Annotated in this window: 19 protein-coding genes; 11 read left to right on the top strand and 8 right to left on the bottom strand. The window is 74.7% G+C overall.

The features are described 5' to 3' along the window. Positions 1–80: 80 nt before the first annotated feature. From ACGF5T_RS21915 to ACGF5T_RS21905, 3 genes are all read left to right on the top strand, one after another. A complete protein-coding gene (locus ACGF5T_RS21915; RefSeq protein WP_356605265.1) occupies positions 81–959 on the top strand; it encodes an alpha/beta hydrolase in 879 nt (292 codons plus the stop codon). A 166-nt stretch (positions 960–1,125) separates the two neighbouring features. Beyond that, positions 1,126–2,421, top strand: coding sequence for an MFS transporter (locus tag ACGF5T_RS21910; RefSeq protein ID WP_366766943.1), 1,296 nt, complete (start codon positions 1,126–1,128; stop codon positions 2,419–2,421). 43 nt (positions 2,422–2,464) lie between these two features. Next, entirely contained in the window at positions 2,465–3,106 is a 642-nt protein-coding gene (locus tag ACGF5T_RS21905) for a LysE family translocator (RefSeq protein ID WP_356605269.1), read from the top strand. A 37-nt stretch (positions 3,107–3,143) separates the two neighbouring features. Here the strand turns inward: ACGF5T_RS21905 and ACGF5T_RS21900 are convergent, their stop codons facing one another. Both ACGF5T_RS21900 and ACGF5T_RS21895 read right to left on the bottom strand, forming a co-directional pair. After that, a complete protein-coding gene (locus ACGF5T_RS21900; protein WP_356605271.1) occupies positions 3,144–3,566 on the bottom strand; it encodes a PPOX class F420-dependent oxidoreductase in 423 nt (140 codons plus the stop codon). Positions 3,567–3,646: 80 nt separating this feature from the next. Beyond that, positions 3,647–4,558, bottom strand: a complete 912-nt coding sequence (locus ACGF5T_RS21895) for an NAD(P)-dependent oxidoreductase (protein WP_366766944.1) — start codon at positions 4,556–4,558, stop codon at positions 3,647–3,649. A gap of 242 nt (positions 4,559–4,800) precedes the next feature. Between ACGF5T_RS21895 and ACGF5T_RS21890 the strand changes: the two genes are divergently transcribed. Next, on the top strand, positions 4,801–5,247 hold the full coding sequence (locus ACGF5T_RS21890; protein WP_356605275.1) for a type II toxin-antitoxin system PemK/MazF family toxin: 447 nt from the start codon (positions 4,801–4,803) through the stop codon (positions 5,245–5,247). A gap of 15 nt (positions 5,248–5,262) precedes the next feature. On the opposite strand, the gene ACGF5T_RS21885 is transcribed toward ACGF5T_RS21890, so the two are convergent. Continuing rightward, on the bottom strand, positions 5,263–6,078 hold the full coding sequence (locus ACGF5T_RS21885) for a TIGR02452 family protein (RefSeq protein WP_366766945.1): 816 nt from the start codon (positions 6,076–6,078) through the stop codon (positions 5,263–5,265). 286 nt (positions 6,079–6,364) lie between these two features. On the opposite strand from ACGF5T_RS21885, the gene egtA reads away from it, so the two are divergent. From egtA to egtD, 4 genes are read left to right on the top strand one after another with little or no spacing between them, the layout of a single operon-like run. Further along, positions 6,365–7,666 (top strand): ergothioneine biosynthesis glutamate--cysteine ligase EgtA, encoded by a 1,302-nt coding sequence (gene egtA / locus ACGF5T_RS21880; RefSeq protein ID WP_366766946.1) that lies wholly within the window; start codon positions 6,365–6,367, stop codon positions 7,664–7,666. After that, the gene (egtB, locus tag ACGF5T_RS21875; protein ID WP_366766947.1) at positions 7,663–9,018 is read left to right on the top strand and encodes an ergothioneine biosynthesis protein EgtB; all 1,356 of its coding nucleotides are present in this window, start codon (positions 7,663–7,665) and stop codon (positions 9,016–9,018) included. Before egtA ends, egtB begins: the two co-directional genes overlap by 4 nt. Continuing rightward, positions 9,018–9,818, top strand: a complete 801-nt coding sequence (gene egtC, locus ACGF5T_RS21870; protein ID WP_361015813.1) for an ergothioneine biosynthesis protein EgtC — start codon at positions 9,018–9,020, stop codon at positions 9,816–9,818. Before egtB ends, egtC begins: the two co-directional genes overlap by 1 nt. Continuing rightward, on the top strand, positions 9,815–10,777 hold the full coding sequence (gene egtD, locus ACGF5T_RS21865) for an L-histidine N(alpha)-methyltransferase (protein WP_356605285.1): 963 nt from the start codon (positions 9,815–9,817) through the stop codon (positions 10,775–10,777). Before egtC ends, egtD begins: the two co-directional genes overlap by 4 nt. 53 nt (positions 10,778–10,830) lie before the next feature. Here egtD and ACGF5T_RS21860 read toward each other — a convergent pair whose 3' ends face one another. Further along, positions 10,831–12,093, bottom strand: coding sequence for an extracellular solute-binding protein (locus ACGF5T_RS21860; RefSeq protein WP_366766948.1), 1,263 nt, complete (start codon positions 12,091–12,093; stop codon positions 10,831–10,833). Between the two features lie 243 nt (positions 12,094–12,336). Between ACGF5T_RS21860 and ACGF5T_RS21855 the strand changes: the two genes are divergently transcribed. Then, positions 12,337–12,552: a dodecin gene (locus tag ACGF5T_RS21855; protein WP_356605289.1), complete on the top strand. Its 216-nt coding sequence runs from the start codon at positions 12,337–12,339 to the stop codon at positions 12,550–12,552. 39 nt (positions 12,553–12,591) lie between these two features. On the opposite strand, the gene ACGF5T_RS21850 is transcribed toward ACGF5T_RS21855, so the two are convergent. Beyond that, on the bottom strand, positions 12,592–13,083 hold the full coding sequence (locus tag ACGF5T_RS21850) for an HAD family acid phosphatase (RefSeq protein WP_356605291.1): 492 nt from the start codon (positions 13,081–13,083) through the stop codon (positions 12,592–12,594). A gap of 59 nt (positions 13,084–13,142) precedes the next feature. Between ACGF5T_RS21850 and ACGF5T_RS21845 the strand changes: the two genes are divergently transcribed. Both ACGF5T_RS21845 and ACGF5T_RS21840 read left to right on the top strand, forming a co-directional pair. After that, positions 13,143–14,162: an LLM class flavin-dependent oxidoreductase gene (locus tag ACGF5T_RS21845; RefSeq protein WP_366766949.1), complete on the top strand. Its 1,020-nt coding sequence runs from the start codon at positions 13,143–13,145 to the stop codon at positions 14,160–14,162. 110 nt (positions 14,163–14,272) lie between these two features. After that, positions 14,273–16,621 carry an excinuclease ABC subunit UvrA gene (locus ACGF5T_RS21840; protein ID WP_366766950.1) on the top strand — a complete coding sequence of 783 codons (2,349 nt, stop codon included), beginning with the start codon at positions 14,273–14,275 and terminating at the stop codon, positions 16,619–16,621. Between the two features lie 43 nt (positions 16,622–16,664). Here ACGF5T_RS21840 and ACGF5T_RS21835 read toward each other — a convergent pair whose 3' ends face one another. Genes ACGF5T_RS21835 through ACGF5T_RS21825 form a run of 3 tightly spaced genes read right to left on the bottom strand, consistent with a single transcriptional unit; the run spans position 16,665 to position 19,279 of the window. Continuing rightward, a complete protein-coding gene (locus tag ACGF5T_RS21835) occupies positions 16,665–17,591 on the bottom strand; it encodes a PRC and DUF2382 domain-containing protein (RefSeq protein ID WP_366766951.1) in 927 nt (308 codons plus the stop codon). A 6-nt stretch (positions 17,592–17,597) separates the two neighbouring features. Next, on the bottom strand, positions 17,598–18,509 hold the full coding sequence (locus tag ACGF5T_RS21830) for a lysophospholipid acyltransferase family protein (protein ID WP_361015824.1): 912 nt from the start codon (positions 18,507–18,509) through the stop codon (positions 17,598–17,600). Continuing rightward, on the bottom strand, positions 18,509–19,279 hold the full coding sequence (locus tag ACGF5T_RS21825) for a GNAT family N-acyltransferase (protein ID WP_366766952.1): 771 nt from the start codon (positions 19,277–19,279) through the stop codon (positions 18,509–18,511). Before ACGF5T_RS21825 ends, ACGF5T_RS21830 begins: the two co-directional genes overlap by 1 nt. Positions 19,280–19,469: the final 190 nt, after the last annotated feature.

Below are 19,469 nucleotides of genomic sequence, written 5' to 3'. Positions count from 1 at the left end.
TTCGCGCCCGGCAGGGTCGAGGACGTCACCGGCACGCCGCGGACCCGCCCCGGCGTGGAACAGAGAGGCCCGGCCCTGCCATGGCACCGACCATCCCCGACTTCACCCACGACCGCGTCGCGGTCGCCGACGGCGTCACCCTGAAGGTGGCCGTCGGCGGCTCCGGCAGCCCGGTCGTGCTGCTGCACGGCTTCCCGCAGACGCATCTGATGTGGCGGCACGTGGCCGCCGACCTCGCGGCCGACCACACGGTCATCTGCCCCGACCTGCGCGGCTACGGCGACAGCGACAAGCCCGCCGACCCCGACGGCACCGCCTACGCCAAGCGGACCATGGCCGCCGACGTCGTCGCCCTCGCCCGGGCGCTCGGACACGAGCGGTTCGCGCTGGCCGGGCACGACCGGGGCGCGCTCGTGGCGGTGCGGGCCGGCCTCGACCACCCGGACGCGGTGACCCACCTGGCGGCGCTGGACGTGCTGCCGACCCTCGACATGTGGGACGTCCTGCGCGGCACCTCCGCGGCCGTGGGCTTCCACCTGTTCCTGATGGCACAGCCGCCCGGGCTGCCCGAGCAGCTGATCGGCGCCGCACCGGACGCGTTCTTCGGCCACTTCCTCGACGGCTGGACCCGGGACCCGGACGCTCTGCCCGCCGACGTCCGCGCCGCCTACCTGAAGGCGTCCCGCGAGGCGGTGCCGTCCATCGTGGCGGACTACCGGGCCTCGGCCGGCATCGACGTCGTCCACGACCGGGCGGACCGCGAGGACGGCAACCGGCTGCGCATGCCGGTCACCGTCCTCCAGCAGGACTGGGGTGCCGCCCTCGGCTACGACGCCGCCGCGCTGTGGCGGGCCTGGGCCCCCGACCTGCGGCACGAGACCGTCGGCTGCGGGCACTTCATGGCGGAGGAGGCGCCCGGCGAGGTCACCGGGGCGCTGCGGGAGCTGCTGACGCGGTAGTCCGGGCGGGCGGCGGACGGACACCGTCCCCGGGCGGCCGACGGGTGACCGGTGACACCACCGCGCGACGGCCACCGGGCGCCGTGGCGGCGGCCCCCGTGTACAACCGGCGGTTGTGCTCCGTCGCCCGTCGGTTGTTTGATCGCGGGGGCCCTCGCTCGCTTGGATGGCGGGCGTGTCGGCATCGGGTGGGTCGGGGAGCGGGTCGCTGGGGCGGCGGTTCGGATGGCTGTGGGGCGCGTACACCGTCAGCACGTTCGGCACCCGGCTCGCCTTCGACGCCTTCCCGCTGATCGCGGTCATGGTGCTGGACGCCGGTCCCGCGCGAGTGGCGGCGCTGGCGGCGGCCGGTCTCGCGGTGGGCGCGCTGGTGGCGGTGCCGCTGGGGCCGTGGGTGGAGTTCCGGCGCAAACGGCCCGTCATGATCGCGACGGATCTGGTGCGCTGCGCGGTGCTGCTGAGTGTTCCCGTCGCGTACGCGTTCGGCCGGCTCGGCTTCGCCCACCTGCTGGTGGTGTCGGTCGTCGTGGCCGCGGCGGACATCACCTTCCGGGCCGCCGCCGGTTCCTGCCTCAAGGCGCTGGTGCCCCGGGAGGACCTCCTGGCCGCGAACGGCCGTCTCGAGGCGACGACCTGGACCGCGACGATGCTCGGACCGCCGGTCGGCGGGGTGATGGTCCAGCTGGCCGGGCCGGTGGTGACGGTGGCGGTCGACGCGGTCAGCCATCTGCTGTCGGCCCTGGGCATCCGGGCCATCGGCGGCGGGGAGCCGCGCCCCCGGCGTGCCGACGGCGCACCGCGGCTGCGCGCCGGTGACCTGCTGGAGGGGTGGCGGTACGTCCTCGCCGCCCCCGGCCTGCGTCCGCTCTTCCTCAACTCACTGCTGGTCAACGGTCTGATCATGGCGACCGCGCCGCCGCTCGCCGTCCTCATGCTGGGCGACCTGGGTTTCGCGCCCTGGCAGTACGGCCTCGCCTTCGCGGTGCCGTGCGTCGGCGGGCTGCTCGGGTCGCGTCTGGCCCGCCGGCTCGTGGCCCGCTTCGGGGAGCACCGGGTGCTGGTCACCGGCGGGGTGCTGCGGGTCTGCTGGCCCGTCTGGCTGGCCTTCGTCGGTCCCGGCACCGGAGGACTGGTCCTGGTGATGGTCGTCGAGTTCGGCCTGATCACCTGCATGGGTGTGTACGGCCCGGTGCTCGCCACGCGCCGGCTCGAACTGACCCCCTCGGACCGGGTCGCCCGCACGCTGTCCGCGTGGACGGTCAGCGGCAAGCTGGCGACCGCGGCCCTGACCGCCCTGTGGGGTCTGCTGGCCGGTCTCGCCGGGCCGCGCACGGCGATCGCGGTCGCGGGGGTGCTCATGCTGGCGACGCCGCTGCTGCTGCCCCGGCACGACCACGCGTCCGCCAAGGACCCCGGTGCCGCGCGGTCCAGCGCGGTAGCGCGGCGGTGGACCCGCCGGTGAAACCCCGTGGAACGCCGTGCCCGCCCCGTGCTTGCATGGAGCCATGGTGTCCCCCGACCGTCTGCTCGCCTTCGCGGCGCTGTCGCTGCTCCTGATCGTCGTCCCGGGTCCCAGCGTGCTGTTCGTGGTCGGCAGGGCGCTGGCGCGGGGACGCCGCGCCGCGCTGACCACGGTGGCCGGGAACACCCTGGGCGCCTACGTTCTCGTCGTAGCCGTCGCCCTGGGGGTCGGGGCGGTCGTCGAGCGGTCGGCCGTCGTCTTCACCGTGCTCAAACTGGCGGGCGCCGCCTACCTGGTGCACCTGGGCGTCCGGGCGTGGCGCGCACGCCGGCGTCCCCTGGCCGTGTCCGCGGGAGACGCGCCGGGCGACGGGGGCCTGCGGCGCACCTTCTGGGAGGGGTTCGCCGTCGGCGTGACCAATCCCAAGACCATCGTCTTCTTCGCCGCCGTGCTGCCGCAGTTCGTCGACCGGGACCGGGGCGGGGCCGCCGTGCAGATGCTGCTGCTCGGTCTGGTCTTCAACGCCATCGCGCTGGCCTGCGACAGTCTGTGGGGGCTGCTGGCGGCCACCGCCCGCGACTGGTTCGCGCGGTCACCGCGCAGGCTGTCCGCCGTCGGCGGGGCGGGCGGCCTGGCGATGATCGGTCTCGGCGTCACCGTGGCCACGACCGGACACGGGGACTGAGCGGCGCCCGTGGCCTCCGGGCGCCGTCGGACGCGGCTCAGCCGGACTGGTCGCTGTCCTTCATCGCGCCCCAGCCGTGCCAGCGCTCGACCTCGATCCAGGCGTTGACCCGGGCGCGGACGCGGTCCGGGTAGGCGTTGCCGGTGTAGTGCCGGGAGAGGCGGTCGATGCCGGTCAGGCCCTCGTCGTCGCGGATCTCCGTGACCCGGCCGATCAGGGTGACGTGCGTGTACCAGTCGTCGCCCGCGAGGACGGTGAGGGTGACGCGCGGGTCGCGGCGCACGTGCCTCAGCCGCACCCGGCCCTCGTCGAAGTTGACCAGGACCCGGCCGTCGTCCTCCCACAGGTACCAGGTGGGCGTGGACACGGGCGACCCGTCCGAGCGGAGGGTGGCCATCACACACGGGTTGGGACGGCGCAGCAGCTCGACGGCTTCGGGCGGCAGGGGCGGCTTGGACATGCGGGCTCCTCTGATCTCGATGTGCGCCGAGGCTACGTCGGCGTTCCGGTCGTTCCGCTCACCCGGTACCCCGGGCGCGCTCAGTCGGACGTCTGCTCCGCCGTCTCGGGCGCCGTCTCGTCGAAACTGGCGAAGTAGGCCGCTGCCATGTCCTCGTCGCCGTGTCCCTGCGCCGCGGCCCGCGCCAGGCGTTCCGCGCCGGCGGCGGCGACGTCCAGGCGGACGCCGTTCGCCTCGGCGGCCTCCACGATGAGCCGGGCGTCCTTCGCGGCGGTGGTGACCGCGAACTGGGCGGGTGTCAGGGCGCCGTCGCGGATCAGGCCGGCCTTGGCCCGCAGGTAGCCCATGTCGAGCGGGCCGCCGGCGATGGCGTCGAAGAAGCCGTCCGGGTCCACGCCGAGTGCCTTGGCGAGCGCGAGCGCCTCACCGGCCGCGTTGGTGGCGGCCAGCACCCAGCTGTTGGCCACCAGCTTCAGCCGGGTGGCGCTGCCGGCCGCCCCGTCCTCGCCGGTCCACACGGTGCGGGAGCCCACGGCGTCGAGGACCGGGGTCACCGCGTCGCGCGCGCCTGCCGGTCCGGCGGCCAGCACCAGCAGCCGGCCGGCCTCGGCGGGCTGCCGGGTGCCCAGCACGGGGGCGTCGAAGAAGACGAGGCCGTGCTCGTGGGCGAGGGCGGCCAGGTCGGCGACCGCGTCGACGCCCGCGGTGGTCGACTGGACCCACGCGGTGCCGGGCCGCAGTCCCGGGGCGGCCTGCCGCATGACGTCGAGGGCTGCCGGACCGTCGAACAGCATGGTGAGCACGGCGTCGGCCCCGCGCACCGCCTCCTGTGGACTGTCGGCGACGTGCGCGCCGTCGGCGGCCAGCGGCTCGGCCTTGTCCCGGCTGCGGTTCCAGACCCGGACGGCGTGTCCGGCACGGACGAGGTTGCGGGCCATGGCGGCACCCATGATGCCGGTGCCCAGGACGCTCACGGTGAGCTGGTCGGTCATGACGTCGGCTTTCTGTGGTCGTGCGGTGGCCGGCCGGAGCCCCGGGCGGCGCGGGGTCCGGTGATCAGCCTGCCACCCGGCCGCGGTGGGCGCGCATCGGCCCGACCCCTCATACGGCGCGCGGCTCGGCCCGACCCCGTATGCGGCGCGCGCATCGGCCCGGCCGGCCTGCCCGCGCCGCCGCCCCGCCCCGCCCCGGACCGGCCCTCGGGCCGCCCGTGCGTGTCCCGTACGGTACGGCCGTGAGCGCCTTCAGCAACGACACCGCCCCCGGCCGTCACGGCCCCTCCGCCACCACCGAGGCCGACCCCCGGAACGTGGGCCGGGTGCGGACGGAGTACTCCCCCGCGCACGACGGCGACCCCGATCCCGGCGAGATCGTCTGGACGTGGGTGCCCTACGAGGAGAACGACGGGCGGGGCAAGGACCGGCCGGTGCTCGTCGTCGCCCGCGAGGCCGCCGGCACCCTGCTGGCCGTGCGGCTCTCCAGCAGACGGCACGTCGGGGACCGCGACTGGGTGCCGATCGGGAGCGGGCCGTGGGACCGGTCGGGGCGGGACTCCTGGGTCGACGTGGACCGGGTGCTGCGGCTGCACGACGCCGGCATGCGCCGCGAGGCCTGCGCCCTGGACCGGATGCGGTTCAACCTCGTGCGGCAGCGGCTGCGGGAGCGCTACGGCTGGAGCTGACGCCCCGGAGCCGCCCTACCGCCCCTCGGGGAAGGCGCGCGCGAACGCTTCCCGGACCGTGCCGCCCGGCGTGCGGTCCAGGATGCCGAACGTGACCCGCCCGAAGGCACCCGAGAAACGTCCGCCGGGCCCGAGCAGCGCCCGGAAGGCGCCGGCGACCTGAGCGGGGTCGTTGCGGAACACCCCGCAGCCCCAGGCGCCCAGCACGAGCGTCCGGTACCCGTGGGCCGCCGCCGTCTCCAGCACCCGCTCGGCGCGCACGGCCAGGGCGGCGGGCAGTCCCGCGGCGCGCTCCGGGGCCGTGCGCAGCACCACGCCCGCGTTCGGCGCGGGAGAGGTGAGGAAGCCGGCGGTGTACGGCTCGTCCAGCAGGCGGCCGCGGTCGTCGCGGAAGACGGGGACGGCGGGCGAGTGGATGACCCGGTCCGTGTAGAACGGGTCGCGGTGGGCGCGGTGGTGGTCGTAGAACGCGCGGGCCCGCAGCAGGCAGGTGTGGAGCGCGGAGGACCGGCACAGCGCCTCCTCCTGTGCCTGGGCGCCGTTGAGGTAGCCGCCGCCGGGGTTCCGGACGGAGGCGAAGTTCAGGACCGCGACCTCGCCGCCGAGGCGGCGGGCGGCCTCCAGGCTGCTCTCGCCACTGACCTCGAAGACCGTCCGCACCGACGCGAGCGCGGGCACCTCCACGGGCTCCGGCCCGTACATCCGCGTACCGGCCCGGGCCGCCTCGACCGCCGCCCCGATCGACACCTCGCGCCCGTCGGACGCGCGGTAGGCGCCCGCCGTCACGATCTGCTCGGTCTCCTGTGCGATGCCCCGCAGGCGCGCGCTCATGGCGCCACCCCCGTGGACGCCATGACCGCGCGCCGCGCGGTCTCCCCCGTCGTGCTCATGAGGAGATCCTGGGTGATGCTGGGGAGGCGGTGCAACGGAGTTTCCCGGCCGGGTAAGGCCGGGGGTATCCCCCGGAAACGGACGGGTCACGGAGTTTGTCGATCCGAAAAGCCCCGATATGCACCCTTGTGCGGAGCGTCGCGAGGGTCTTGGGTGGGACGAGTGTGCCGACCCGGCCCACCGCGCACGGGTCGGTGGCATGGATGGACCTCAGGAGGATCCCGACATGTCCGATACCACCAGTGGCTGTACCCGGCCACGTACCACCGCCACCGAAGCCGAGGTCGAGGCGCTGGTCCACGGCATCTGCTTCAAGACCGGTCCGCCGAAGCGCCTCGGCGTCGAGGTGGAATGGCTCGTCCACGAGCTGCGCGCCCCGCGGCTCCCCGTCTCACCCGAACGGCTCGACGCGGTCTACGCCGCACTGCGGGCCGTGCCCCTGCGGTCCGCGCTGACCGTGGAACCCGGCGGCCAGCTGGAGCTGAGCTCGCTTCCCGCCGCCTCCCTGACGGAGTGCGTCGACACCGTCTCCGCCGACCTCGCCGCCGTCCGCGCCGTCCTGCGCGAGGACGGTCTCGGCCTCGTCGGCTTCGGCCACGACCCCTGGCAGGCGCCGCGCCGCTACCTGCGGCAGCCGCGCTACGACGCCATGGAGGCCTGCCTCGACCGCGACGGTCCGGCCGGCCGCTCCATGATGTGCACCTCCGCCTCCGTGCAGGTGTGTCTGGACGCCGGACACGAGGAGCCCGGCCCGCTCGGCCATGTGCGCCGCTGGTGGCTGGCCCACCTGCTCGGCGCGGTCCTGCTGGCCGCCTTCGCCAACAGCCCGCTGGCCGACGGCCGCCCCACCGGCTGGCGGTCCACCCGGCAGCTGCGGTGGGCCCAGATCGGCACCGGTCGGGCGGGCGGCCCCGCGCTGGACACCGACCCGCGCGGCACCTGGACCCGGCACGTCCTGGACGCGCCGGTGATGTGCGTACGCGGGGACGGCGGGCCCTGGGACGTGCCGGACGGCCTGACCTTCCGGCAGTGGCTCAGGAACGGGCGGCCCAGGCCGCCGACCCTGGAGGATCTCGACTACCACCTCACCACGCTGTTCCCGCCGGTCAGGCCGCGCGGCCACCTGGAACTGCGCATGATCGACGCGCAGCCCGGGGACGACGGCTGGAAGGTACCGCTCGCCGTGACGGCGGCCCTGTTCGACGACCCGGAGGCCACCGAGACCGCCTACCGGGCCGTGAAGCCCCTGGCCGAACGCACCCTGGGCCGGCCGGCCCCGCACAACCCGCTGTACGAGGACGCGGCCCGCGACGCCCTCACCGATCCGGAGCTGCGCGAGGCGGCCGTCACCTGCTTCGGCGCGGCGCTCGCCGCCCTGCCCCGGCTCGGCGCCCGCGCCGAGGTCACGGACGCCGTCGCCGGGTACCAGGAGCGCTACGTGCGCAGGGGCCGCTGCCCCGCCGACGACCTGCTGGAGATGCCGGACGGCGCGAGCCGTGGCCCGCACGGGAGGGAGACCCGCCCATGACCGACCCCGCCATGGAGACCGCCACCGACACCGCCGCCGGCGGGCCCGTCGACGCCGAGACCCTGCGCGAGCGGGCCCTGACCACGCTCGTCACCGCCCGCGACCGCACCACCCTGCTGACCAGCTGTGTGGAGGGCCCCGACCTGACCGCCCAGGTGTCGCCGCTGATGTCCCCGCTGGTGTGGGACCTGGCGCACATCGGCAACCAGGAGGAGCAGTGGCTGCTGCGCGCCGTCGCCGGGCAGGAGGCGATACGACCCGAGATAGACGACCTGTACGACGCCTTCGAGCATCCTCGTGCCGAGCGGACCCGGCTGCCGCTGCTGTCCCCCGCGGAAGCCCGCCGGTACGCGGCCGACGTCCGCGGCCGCGCGCTGGACGTGCTGGAGGGCGCCGCGTTCCACGGGACGCGGCTGACCGAGGCGGGCTTCGCCTTCGGGATGATCGCCCAGCACGAGCAGCAGCACGACGAGACCATGCTCATCACCCACCAGCTCCGCAGGGGCCCCCAGGCCCTGACCGCCCCCGACCCGGAGGCCGTGCCGCTGTTCACCGGCCCGGCGGAGGTCCTGGTGCCGGGCGGCCCGTTCACGATGGGCACGTCGACCGAGCCGTGGGCGCTGGACAACGAACGGCCCGCGCACCGCCGCGAGGTGGCGGCGTTCCACCTCGACACCACGCCGGTGACCAACGGCGCCTACCAGGCGTTCATCGACGACGGCGGCTACGAGGACCCGCGCTGGTGGGCGCCGGCGGGCTGGGACCACGTCCGCCGGCACGCGATCACGGCCCCGCTGTTCTGGCGCCGCGACGGCGGGCAGTGGCTGCGGCGCCGCTTCGGCGTCACCGAGACCGTGCCGGCCGACGAGCCGGTGGTGCACGTGTGCTGGTACGAGGCGGACGCCTACGCCCGCTGGGCCGGGCGGCGGCTGCCCACCGAGGCCGAGTGGGAGAAGGCCGCCCGCCACGACCCGGCCGGTGACCGCACGGCCCGCTACCCGTGGGGCGACGCGGACCCGGGCCCGGAGCACGCCAACCTCGGCCAGCGGCACCTGCGCCCGGCGCCCGCCGGCAGCTACCCGGCGGGCGAGTCGCCGCTCGGCGTACGGCAGTTGATCGGCGACGTCTGGGAGTGGACCTCGAGCGACTTCGCCCCGTACCCGGGTTTCGAGGCGTTCCCGTACAAGGAGTACTCGGAGGTGTTCTTCGGGCCCGAGTACAAGGTGCTGCGCGGCGGCTCGTTCGCCGTGGACGCGGTGGCCTGCCGGGGCACGTTCCGCAACTGGGACTATCCGATCCGGCGGCAGATCTTCTCCGGCTTCCGCACCGCCCGTTCCGCGGAGGCCTCCTGATGTGCCGTCACCTGGCCTACACGGGCCCCGCGGAACCGCTCGGCCGGCTGCTCGTCACGCCGCCGCACGGCCTGTACCGCCAGTCCTGGGCGCCTCGGCACCAGCGGTACGGCACGGTCAACGCCGACGGGTTCGGCGTCGGCTGGTACGCCGAGGGCGACCCGGTGCCGGCGCGGTACCGCCGGGCCGGGCCCATCTGGGCGGACCGGTCCTTCGCCGACCTGGCCCGGGTGGTGCGCACCGGGGCGCTGCTCGCCGCCGTGCGGGACGCCACGCTGTCGGGGGCGGACGCGGAGGCCGCGGCGGCGCCGTTCGCCGCGGGGACCTGGTTGTTCAGCCACAACGGAGCCGTGGCCCAGTGGCCCGGGTCGCTGGCGCGGGTGGCCGGGACGCTGCCCCCGGAGGATCTGCTGGCCCTGGAGGCCCGCAACGACTCGGCGCTCGTGTGGGCCCTGGTGCTGGCCCGGCTGCGCGCCGGGGACGACGCGGGCCGGGCACTGGCCGAGACGGTGCTGGAGGTCGCCGCGGCGGCCCCCGCCTCCCGGCTCAACCTGCTGCTCACCAGCGGGGACACCGTCACGGCCACCACCTGGGGCGACACCCTGTGGTACCTGACCCGCCCGGGCGGCGGCACCGTCGTCGCCTCGGAGCCGTACGACGACGACCCGCACTGGCGGGAGGTCCCCGACCGCACCCTGCTCTCGGCGAGCCGCACGGACGTGCAGCTCACTCCGCTCAAGGACCCGGGCGGCGACGCCCTCGCAGACGCTTTCGTCTCCCCGAAGGAGCCCCGCACGTGAGCCCGTTCCGCCTCACCCGCACGCTGCCCGAGGACGCCACGGACGCCGCCCTGCGCGCCGACGTCCTGGCGGGCCTGACGAGCACGCCCAAGTGGCTTCCGCCCAAGTGGTTCTACGACGCGCGGGGCAGCGAGCTGTTCGAGGAGATCACCGCACTGCCCGAGTACTACCCGACCCGGGCCGAGCGGGAGATCCTCGTCGACCGGGCCGGCGAGATCGCCGCGGCGACCGGCGCCCGCACCCTGGTGGAACTGGGCTCCGGTTCCTCGGAGAAGACCCGGTTCCTGCTCGACGCGCTGACCGGTCTGCGCGCCTACGTACCGGTCGACGTCAGCGGGAGCGCCCTGACCCGGGCCGGGGAGGCGCTCGTCGCCGAACGGCCGGACCTCCAGGTGCACGCGCTGATCGCCGACTTCACGGGAGGGCTGACGCTGCCCGGGACGCCGGGTCCGCGGCTGGTGGCGTTCCTCGGAGGCACGCTCGGCAACCTGCTGCCCGACGAGCGCGCCGCGTTCCTGGCCGCCGTCCGCACCCTGCTCTCCCCCGGCGACGCCCTGCTGCTGGGCACCGACCTCGTCAAGGACGAGCGGGTGCTGGTCCGGGCGTACGACGACGCGGCCGGGGTGACCGCCGCCTTCAACAGGAACGTGCTGTCCGTGATCAACCGGGAACTGGCAGCGGACTTCGCGCCCGACGCCTTCGAGCACGTGGCGCTGTGGAACGCCGAACGGGAGTGGATCGAGATGCGGTTGCGCTCGCGCGCCGCGCAGACGGTCAAGGTCCAGGCGCTCGACCTGGCCGTGGACTTCGCGGACGGGGAGGAGCTGCGTACCGAGGTGTCCGCGAAGTTCCGGCAGGAGGGCGTACGAGGCGAACTGGCCGCGGCGGGCCTGGAGCTGACCCACTGGTGGACGGACGGCGAGGGCCGTTTCGCGCTGTCCCTGAGCACGGTGCGTTGAGCACGGTGCGTTGAGCACCGGGGCCCGCGCACCGGGGGCCCGCGCGCCGGGCGTCAGCCCGCGTCGAGGTCCAGCAGTGCGGTGATGCGGTCGGAGGCCCGCCCGGCCTCCGACTTCGCGTCGGCCCCGGTGAGCACCTTCGTCATGTAGTCCTTGATCGGGTTGTCCGCCTCGACCGCGCCCCACCGGGGCGTGCCGGGGGTCGCCCGCCCCTGCGCGGCACCGGCCGCCATGGCGGCGACCCCCTCCTCGCCCGCGACGGCCTTGGCGAGGGACTTCTTGTTCGGCACGTAGTTCATGGTGCGGGCCAGCTCGGTGTTCCACTTGGTGCCCACGAGCGCCTCCACCACGGCGAGCGCGCCCTCCCGCTGGTCGGTGTTCTTGGGGACGACGAGGTCGGAGCCGCCGGTGAAGACGGCACCGGGCTTGTCGGCGGTCTTCCCCGGCACCGGGAAGAAGCCCAGCTCGTCCTCGAGGTCGGGGTTCTCGCGCACGATGGACCGGGCGAGCCCGGGCACCGCGACGATCTGCGCCACCCGCCCCTCGGCGAACACGCCGGCCTGCGGGGGGTGTTCCTCGTCGGCGTCGACGGGCCCGTCGCCCAGTGCCTGCAACGCGCGGTAGAAGTCCATGCCGCGCAGGGCGGCCTCGGAGTCCAGGGCGCCCGTCCAGACGCCGCCGTTCTGCGTGGCCAGCTCACCGCCCTCGTCCCAGATGAACCCGGACAGGGTGTACCAGTCCTGGCCGGCCAGGTAGATGCCCTGGTCGGCGACCGAGTCCAGCGCTTCGGTCGCGGTGAGCCATTCCTCGCGGGTGCGGGGCGGCTCGGTGATGCCGGCCTGCTCGAACAGGTCCTTGCGGTAGATGACCACGCGGTTGGCGGCGTACCAGGGGATGCCGAACTGCTGGGACAGCCACTGCCCCGGTTCGGCGAGGCCGGGCAGCCAGTCCCGGATGCCCCAGTCCCGCATCGACTCCAGCGTCAGGTCCTGCAGCCGGCCGCCCTCCGCGTACTCCGGGACCTGGGTGTTGCCGACCTCGATGACGTCGGGCCCGTCCGTGCCGTCGGTTTCGAGGGCGGTCTGCACCTTGTCGCCGATCCCGGTCCACTCCTGGATCCGGATGTCGAGGTCGAGGCCGGTGTGCTCCCGCTCGAACTCCTCGGTGAACCGGTGCAGGAAGTCCTGCGAGGCGCTGTCCTTCATCAGCCACACGGTGACGGTGCGCCGCTCGCCGCCGCCGTCCTGCGACGCCAGGCCGCAGCCGCTGAGCAGGGAGGCGGACACACAGACGAGGGCGAGCAGGCGACGTCTCACGAAGGGTCCTTCTGTCTGACGGACAGGGCGGAGCGGACAGGAAGGTCCTGCGCACGCGAAGGGAGACCCGACGTGGGGGCACGAGCCCGAGGCTCGAACGGGTGTCTGAGATTTTGGTATGGACCAATGCGGAGGTCAAGGGGGCGGCGAGGTCCGGTCGCCGACGTCTCGCGCTCCGTCGCCGCTTGGGGCACGGTGGAGTGACGCACGGCACACCGCTGCCCCGCGGAAGGGAGCACCCGCATGTCGAACCACACCTACCGGGTCACCGAGATCGTCGGCACCTCGCCCGACGGCGTCGACCAGGCCGTTCGCAACGGCGTCAGCCGCGCCTCGCAGACACTGCGCAACCTGGACTGGTTCGAGGTGACCCAGGTGCGCGGCCAGATCGAGGACGGGGTCGTGGCGCACTGGCAGGTCGGCCTGAAGCTCGGCTTCCGCCTGGAGGAGTCCGACTGACGGCGCGGCAGGCGCCCCGCTCCCGGCCCGTCCGGACGGTCAGGTGCGGCCCTCGCGCTCCTGGGCCGCCCGCAGCTCGGCCGACCGGGCCGCCCAGCGTGCCCGGACGACGGTGAAGCCGGCGCGCTCGGCGTCGTCGCAGACCAGCTCGTCGTCGTCCACGAGGACCCGGACCTCGCGGCCTCGCGCGAGCCGCCGCAGAATCTCCAGCTTGGTGCGCCGGGCGGGCCGGCGGTCGGCGTCGCCCCGCATGTGCAGGGGCCCCGTCGGCAGCCCGTGCGCGGCCAGCCAGTCGAGCGTGTCCCGCCGGCAGCGCTCGGGGCGCCCGGTCAGGTAGACGATCTCGCACTCCTCGGCGTGCTCCCGCACCAGCGCGACGCCCTCCGCGAGCGGAGGGTCGTGCGGCGCGGCGGCGAAGAAGGCGTCCCAGGCGCGCGGCCGGCGCTCCAGGAACCGCTGCCGGTGCGCGGTGTCGGCGAGGGTGTTGTCCAGGTCGAACACGGCCACCGGAGGCCTCTTGGTGTCGCTCACCGCTCCACCCTAGAGCGCGGCGCCGGGAATCCTGGCGCCCCGCGGACGTTGAACCCGGTGTGAGCTCAGTGATCGCGACCACCCGATTCTCCGTCCTGGACCGCTCCCGCATCCGCGAGGGCCGCACCGCCCAGGAGGCGTTGCGCGACACCGTGGAGCTGGCGCGGGAGGTCGAGCGGCTCGGCTACCACCGCTTCTGGGTGTCGGAGCACCACGGTGTGCAGGGGGTGGCCGGCTCCGCGCCGACCGTGCTGGCCGCCGCCGTGGCCGGTGCCACCCGGACGGTCCGGGTCGGCACGGGCGGCGTGATGCTGCCCAACCACCGGCCGCTGGTCGTCGCCGAGCAGTTCGGCGTGCTGGAGTCGCTCTTCCCGGGCCGGATCGACATGGGCCTGGGGCGCTCGGTGGGCTTCACCGACGGGGTACGCAGGGCGCTGGGCCGGGACAAGGACGACGCCGAGGACTTCGGCGCCCAGCTGGCCGAGCTGCTGGGCTGGTTCCGGGGCACCTCACCGACCGGCGCGCACGCCCGGCCCGCGGAGGGGCTGACCGTCCCGCCCTTCGTGCTGGCCATGGGCGAGGGCGCGGCGGTCGCGGCCCGGGCCGGTCTGCCGATGGTCATCGGGGACCTGCGCGATCGCGACAGGATGCGCCGCGGCATCGACCGCTACCGGGCCGGTTTCCGCCCCTCCGAGTGGAGCGCCGAGCCGTACGTCGTCGTCTCCGGCACGATCGCGGTGGCCGCCACGCCCGAAGCGGCTCGGCGGCTCCTGGTGCCGGAGGCCTGGTCGATGGCCCACGCCCGCACCCGCGGCACCTTCCCTCCCCTGCCCCCGGCCGAGGAGGTCGAGGCGCGGACGATGACCGCGAAGGAACGGGAGCTGTACGAGGCCGGGCTGGGCGGCCACCTCGCGGGCACCGAGGAACAGGTCGCCGAGGAGCTGGAGGCGCTGGTGGAGGAGACGGGAGCGCAGGAGGTCCTCGTCACCACCAGTACGTACGACCGGGTGGCGCTGGTGGACTCCTACCGGCGGCTCGCCCGCGTCACCGGCACGGGAACGGCCGCCGCACCGGCGTAGGATCGCGGGGTTTGTCCCACCCGCCGCGACCACCCGCCGTGACCTGCCGCCGCCGGCCCCGACCGGGACCCCGGCGGCCTCGGCCGTAGACCGTACGGAGTTTCCCCGCGATGCACAGCCCCCACGACCCGTACGTCCGGGTCCGCGACGCCCGTGAGCACAACCTCAAGGGCGTGGACATGGACGTCCCCCGGGACGTGGTGGCCGTGTTCACCGGCGTGTCGGGCTCGGGGAAGTCGTCGCTGGCGTTCGGGACGGTCTACGCGGAGGCGCAGCGGCGCTACTTCGAGTCGGTCGCGCCGTACGCCCGCCGGCTGATCCAGCAGGTCGGTGCCCCGAAGGTCGGCGAGATCACCGGGCTGCCGCCGGCCGTGTCGCTGGAGCAGCGCCGCGCGGCGCCGACGTCCCGTTCCTCGGTCGGCACGGTCACCAACCTGTCCAACTCCCTGCGGATGCTGTTCTCCCGTGCCGGCGACCACCCGCCCGGCGCCGCGCGGCTCGACTCCGACGCCTTCTCGCCCAATACGGCGGCGGGGGCGTGCCCGGAGTGCCACGGGCTCGGCCGGGTGCACCGGACCACCGAGGAGCTGCTGGTCCCGGACCCGTCGCTGTCGATCAGGGAGGGGGCGATCGCCGCGTGGCCGGGCGCCTGGCAGGGCAAGAACCTGCGGGACGTCCTGGAGGCGCTCGGTCACGACGTGGACCGGCCGTGGCGCGAGCTGCCCGCCGACCAGCGCGAGTGGATCCTGTTCACCGACGAGCAGCCGGTGGTCACCGTGCACCCCGTTCGGGACGCGAACCGTATCCAGCGGCCGTACCAGGGCACGTACATGAGCGCCCGACGGTACGTGATGAAGACCTTCTCCGACTCCAGGAGCGCCACCCTGCGGGCGAAGGCGGAGCGCTTCCTGACCAGCGCGCCCTGTCCCCTCTGCGGCGGCGGCAGGCTGCGGCCCGAGGCCCTCGCGGTCACGGTCGCCGGGCGCTCCATCGCCGAGCTGGCCGCGCTGCCGCTCAAGGACCTCGCCGGGCTGCTGCCGACGGACGGCGAGACGGCGAAGGTGCTCACCGCGGACCTCACCGCGCGGATCGCGCCCGTCGTCGAGCTGGGTCTCGGGTATCTCAGCCTCGACCGCCCCACACCCACGCTGTCGGCGGGCGAGCTGCAGCGCCTGCGGCTGGCGACGCAGCTGCGCTCGGGGCTGTTCGGGGTGGTGTACGTGCTGGACGAGCCGTCCGCGGGACTGCACCCGGCGGACACGGAGGCGCTGCTGACGGTGCTGGAGCGGCTGAAGGCGGCGGGCAACTCGGTCTTCGTGGTGGAGCACCACCTGGCCGTGATGCGGGGTGCCGACTGGATCGTGGACGTCGGCCCGCGGGCGGGCGAACACGGCGGACGGGTGCTGTACAGCGGTCCGGTCGACGGGCTGGCCGGCGCCGCGGAGTCCGCCACGGCCCGGTATCTCTTCGGCCGCTCGCCCGCGCCCGTCCGCGAGCCGCGGGTCCCGCGGGGCACGGTGACGGTCGGGCCGGTCACCCGGCACAACCTGCGCGGGGTGACCGCCGGGTTCCCGCTCGGCGCGCTGACGGCGGTCACGGGCGTCTCCGGCTCCGGCAAGTCGACGCTCATCGGCGAGATCTCGCAGGAACTGCCCGGCGTGGGCCGACTGGTCTCCGTCGACCAGCGCCCGATCGGCCGCACCCCGCGCTCCAACCTGGCCACGTACACGGGACTGTTCGACGTCGTACGCAAGGTCTTCGCCGGCACCGACGAGGCGCGGGAGCGGGGCTACGGGGTGGGCCGGTTCTCCTTCAACGTGCCCGAGGGGCGCTGCGAGACCTGCCAGGGCGAGGGCTTCGTCAGCGTGGAGCTGCTGTTCCTGCCCAGCACGTACGCGCCGTGCCCCGACTGCGGCGGGGCACGGTACAACCCGGGGACGCTCGAAGTGGCGTACCGGGGGCGGAACATCGCCGAGGTGCTCGACCTGACGGTGGAGGGCGCCGCGGAGTTCTTCGCGGACACGCCGGCGGTGGCACGCAGCCTGGCCGCGCTGCTCGACGTGGGACTGGGCTATCTGCGGCTGGGCCAGCCGGCCACCGAGCTGTCCGGCGGGGAGGCGCAGCGCATCAAGCTGGCGAGCGAGTTGCAGCGGGGTCGGCGCGGGCACACCCTGTATCTCCTCGACGAGCCGACGACCGGTCTGCATCCGGCCGACGTCGAGGTGCTGATGCGCCAGTTGCACGATCTCGTGGACGCCGGGCACACCGTGGTGGTCGTCGAACACGACATGACGGTGGCGGCCGGCGCGGACCACGTGATCGACCTGGGTCCGGGCGGCGGTGAGGCGGGCGGCCGGATCGTCGCCGCGGGACGGCCGGCCGAGGTGGCGCGGGCGGGTGGCAGTGCGACGGCACCGTATCTGGCCCGGGTCCTGGAGGGGGGCGGGGAGCGCCGGTGAGAGCCGGTCACCGGCGCTCACGCCCGCGGCGTGGTGGGGGCGGTTACTCGCGGCCCCGGCGGGTCTCGTCGTCGGGGAAGGACTCGGTCTCGGCCTCGATCCGCTCCTTGCGGACCTGCCCGCGTACCGTCTGGTCCTCGACGTGCTCCTCCGTGGTCATCCGGACGCGTTCCACCGGCACCGTCTCGGTCTCCACCACGGGCCGCTCCTCGTGCAGCGTGACCTCGTGCTCGGCCTCACCGATCTCCGGCCCGGAGAGCGCCTCGTCACGGTTGGCGTCCGTGATCGGCTCGCGCTCCACCCGCACTTCCTCGTGGCTCACCGGAACGGTCTGCTGGACCTCCTCGGTGACCACGTACTTGCGCAGCCTGGCGCGGCCGGACTCGCGCCGTTCGACGCCGACGTGCATCCGCTCCTCGGAACGGGTCATCGCGTCGTCGCGCATGCCCGTGCGGTCGGTGCCCTCCTCGTACTCGGTCGTGCCGCCCGCCGTGCCCGCCAGGCCGCCCGCTCCCATGCCGGTGCCGAGATGGGTGCCGGCGGTGCCCATGTCCGTGCCGGTGCCGGTGCCGGTGCCCATGTCCGCGTTCTGGCCCGGGCCCGCGGCCCAGCGGCCGTCGTCGGTGCGCTCGGCCTCGGACAGGACGCTGTCCCAGTTGATGCCGTAGTAGTCGTAGAGCCGGTGCTCCTCGGTCTCCGACAGATGCCCGCCCGCGTCGACGTCGACATTGGGCGCGCCCTTGACCTGGTCCTTGGCGTACGGGACCTCGAGGTGGTCCTGCACCAGCGCGGCGTCGCGGATGGGCACGAAGGACTCGTTGGAGCCGAACATGCCCGTCTTGACGCTCACCCACTCGGGGCGACCGGTCATGTCGTCGAAGAAGACGTGCTTGGCCTCGCCGATCTTGTTGCCGTCCCCGTCGTAGACCGGGTGGTCCAGGACGTTGGCGATCTCTTCACGGGTGATCATCTGGCATCACCCTCCTTCCGGAGTGCCTGCCTTCCGGATGTCCGGATCAGCCCTACGAAAACGGTACACAGGTAACAAAGGGCGCATACTTTTCGAACGTGCTTTCCGCGGGTGACCGTGCCGGCCCGTCGACGGCCGGCCGTACGGCGGCTGGGCGGCGTCGGCCAGGGCGCGGCGATCGTGGTGGCGGCCCGGTGGCAGGACGGGGCGGACCTCCACCTCGGCGGTGATGGCCCCGCGCGCCGACGCCACCCGCCACAGGGAGGCGAGCAGGGTGTCGTCGCCGACGAACGCGGGCGCCGTGCTCACCGTCCGCCCCCCGGTCCGGTACCGGATACGGACCGGCTGGACCGGGACCCGGGCGTCCAGGGCGGCCTGGAAGACGGCCCGGCGGAAGCGGCCGTGCGCGCGTCCGCACCAGGTGCTGCCCTCGGGGAAGGCGGCGACGGCCGCACCCGTGCGCAGGGTCCGCGCGATCGCGCCGACCGTGTCGGGCAGGGCCCGCAACCGGTCCCGTTCGATGAAGAGCACGCCCGCACGGGCGGCGACCGCGCCCGCCACCGGCCAGCGCCGGATCTCGCTCTTGGCCAGCATCCTGGCCGGGCGTACGGTCGCGAGCAGGGGGATGTCGAGCCAGGAGACGTGGTTGGCGACGAGGAGCAGCCCGCCGGAGGGCACGGCGGCGCCCGAGATCCGCACCCGGACGCCGGCGGCCCGGACGATCCCCCGGCACCAGCACCGCACCACGGCTGCGGGCACCAGCCTGCCGAGCGGCGTGAGCACGGTCGCGACCCCGGCGAGGAGCAGCACGGCGACCACGGCGAGCCGCAGCACGGCCCGCACCGCGGCGGTCGTCGGCCGGGACGGCTCCACGCACGCCGCGGGGGTGCAGGGCGCGGCGGGCAGCCAGGCGCTCATCAGGCGGGAACGAGCGAGAGGAAGTGCCGCAGGTAGCGGGGGTCGACCCGGTTCATCGGCAGCAGCACGTAGAGGTCGGCGACGCCGAAGTCCGGGTCGTGCGCGGGCTCCCCGCAGACCCAGGCGCCGAGGCGGAGGTAGCCGCGCAGCAGGGCCGGCAGTTCGGTGCGGCCGGCGGGCGCGGGGGTGCGCGGGACCCACGGGAGGAGCGGCCGGACCCGGTACTCCTCCGGCGCCAGGTGCTTGGCCCGCACCCAGTTCCAGGTGCCGGCGGCGAGGGCTCCGCCGTCGGCGAGGGGGAGGGAGCAGCAGCCCGCCAGCCACGCGTGGCCCCGGTCGGTCATGTAGCGCGCTATGCCGGCCCAGATCAGCCCGATGACGGCCCCGTCACGGTGGTCGGGGTGCACGCAGGAGCGGCCGACCTCGACCAGCCCCGGACGGAGCGCGTCCAGGGCCGCGAGGTCGAACTCGCTCTCCGCGTACAGCCGTCCGGCGACCGCCGCGCGCTCCGGGGGCAGCAGCCGGTAGGTCCCCACCACCTGCCCGGTCGTCTCCTCGCGCACCAGCAGGTGGTCGCAGTACGCGTCGAAGGGATCGATGTCGTGGCCGGGCTGGGGGCTCGCGAGCAGTGCGCCCATCTCGCCGGCGAAGACCTCGTGCCGCAGGCGTTGCGCGGCCCGCACGTCCGCCTCGTCGCGGGCGAGGGTGACGGTGTAGCGGTGGGGCGCGGCGGGGTGGGACGGACGGTCTGCGGTCAGTACGCCGGTCATGGCACTCTCCTGGTCACGGGCCGGGGCGGCGACGGCGGACCGGGGGTGTGCGGTCCGCCGCACCTGTTTCTTCCGCTGCCGGTTGGCCGGTGCGTGACCTGGGCCGGGAGAGTGGATGTGGGGCTGCTGAATGCCAGGGGCGCGTGGAGACGGGGCCGGGAGGAGCACCTCTCCCGGCCCCGTCCGTCCG

Origin of the sequence: Streptomyces sp. NPDC047853 (genome assembly GCF_043204535.1) — a bacterium.
In the GTDB taxonomy this organism is placed as follows: domain Bacteria; phylum Actinomycetota; class Actinomycetes; order Streptomycetales; family Streptomycetaceae; genus Streptomyces.
Note: the sequence above shows the minus strand (reverse complement) of the source record. Positions and strands in the feature narration are given on the sequence as shown.

What these genes read in the sequence shown, in the direction of transcription:
- egtC (WP_361015813.1), top strand. Translation starts at nt 9,018, where the DNA reads ATGTGCCGTCACCTGGCCTACACGGGCCCCGCGGAACCGCTCGGCCGG.
- ACGF5T_RS21840 (WP_366766950.1), top strand. Translation starts at nt 14,273, where the DNA reads ATGCACAGCCCCCACGACCCGTACGTCCGGGTCCGCGACGCCCGTGAG.
- ACGF5T_RS21855 (WP_356605289.1), top strand. Translation starts at nt 12,337, where the DNA reads ATGTCGAACCACACCTACCGGGTCACCGAGATCGTCGGCACCTCGCCC.
- ACGF5T_RS21835 (WP_366766951.1), bottom strand. Translation starts at nt 17,591, where the DNA reads ATGATCACCCGTGAAGAGATCGCCAACGTCCTGGACCACCCGGTCTAC.
- egtA (WP_366766946.1), top strand. Translation starts at nt 6,365, where the DNA reads ATGTCCGATACCACCAGTGGCTGTACCCGGCCACGTACCACCGCCACC.
- egtB (WP_366766947.1), top strand. Translation starts at nt 7,663, where the DNA reads ATGACCGACCCCGCCATGGAGACCGCCACCGACACCGCCGCCGGCGGG.
- ACGF5T_RS21895 (WP_366766944.1), bottom strand. Translation starts at nt 4,558, where the DNA reads ATGACCGACCAGCTCACCGTGAGCGTCCTGGGCACCGGCATCATGGGT.
- ACGF5T_RS21905 (WP_356605269.1), top strand. Translation starts at nt 2,465, where the DNA reads ATGGTGTCCCCCGACCGTCTGCTCGCCTTCGCGGCGCTGTCGCTGCTC.
- ACGF5T_RS21885 (WP_366766945.1), bottom strand. Translation starts at nt 6,078, where the DNA reads ATGAGCGCGCGCCTGCGGGGCATCGCACAGGAGACCGAGCAGATCGTG.
- ACGF5T_RS21910 (WP_366766943.1), top strand. Translation starts at nt 1,126, where the DNA reads ATGGCGGGCGTGTCGGCATCGGGTGGGTCGGGGAGCGGGTCGCTGGGG.
- ACGF5T_RS21915 (WP_356605265.1), top strand. Translation starts at nt 81, where the DNA reads ATGGCACCGACCATCCCCGACTTCACCCACGACCGCGTCGCGGTCGCC.
- ACGF5T_RS21825 (WP_366766952.1), bottom strand. Translation starts at nt 19,279, where the DNA reads ATGACCGGCGTACTGACCGCAGACCGTCCGTCCCACCCCGCCGCGCCC.
- ACGF5T_RS21900 (WP_356605271.1), bottom strand. Translation starts at nt 3,566, where the DNA reads ATGTCCAAGCCGCCCCTGCCGCCCGAAGCCGTCGAGCTGCTGCGCCGT.
- ACGF5T_RS21830 (WP_361015824.1), bottom strand. Translation starts at nt 18,509, where the DNA reads ATGAGCGCCTGGCTGCCCGCCGCGCCCTGCACCCCCGCGGCGTGCGTG.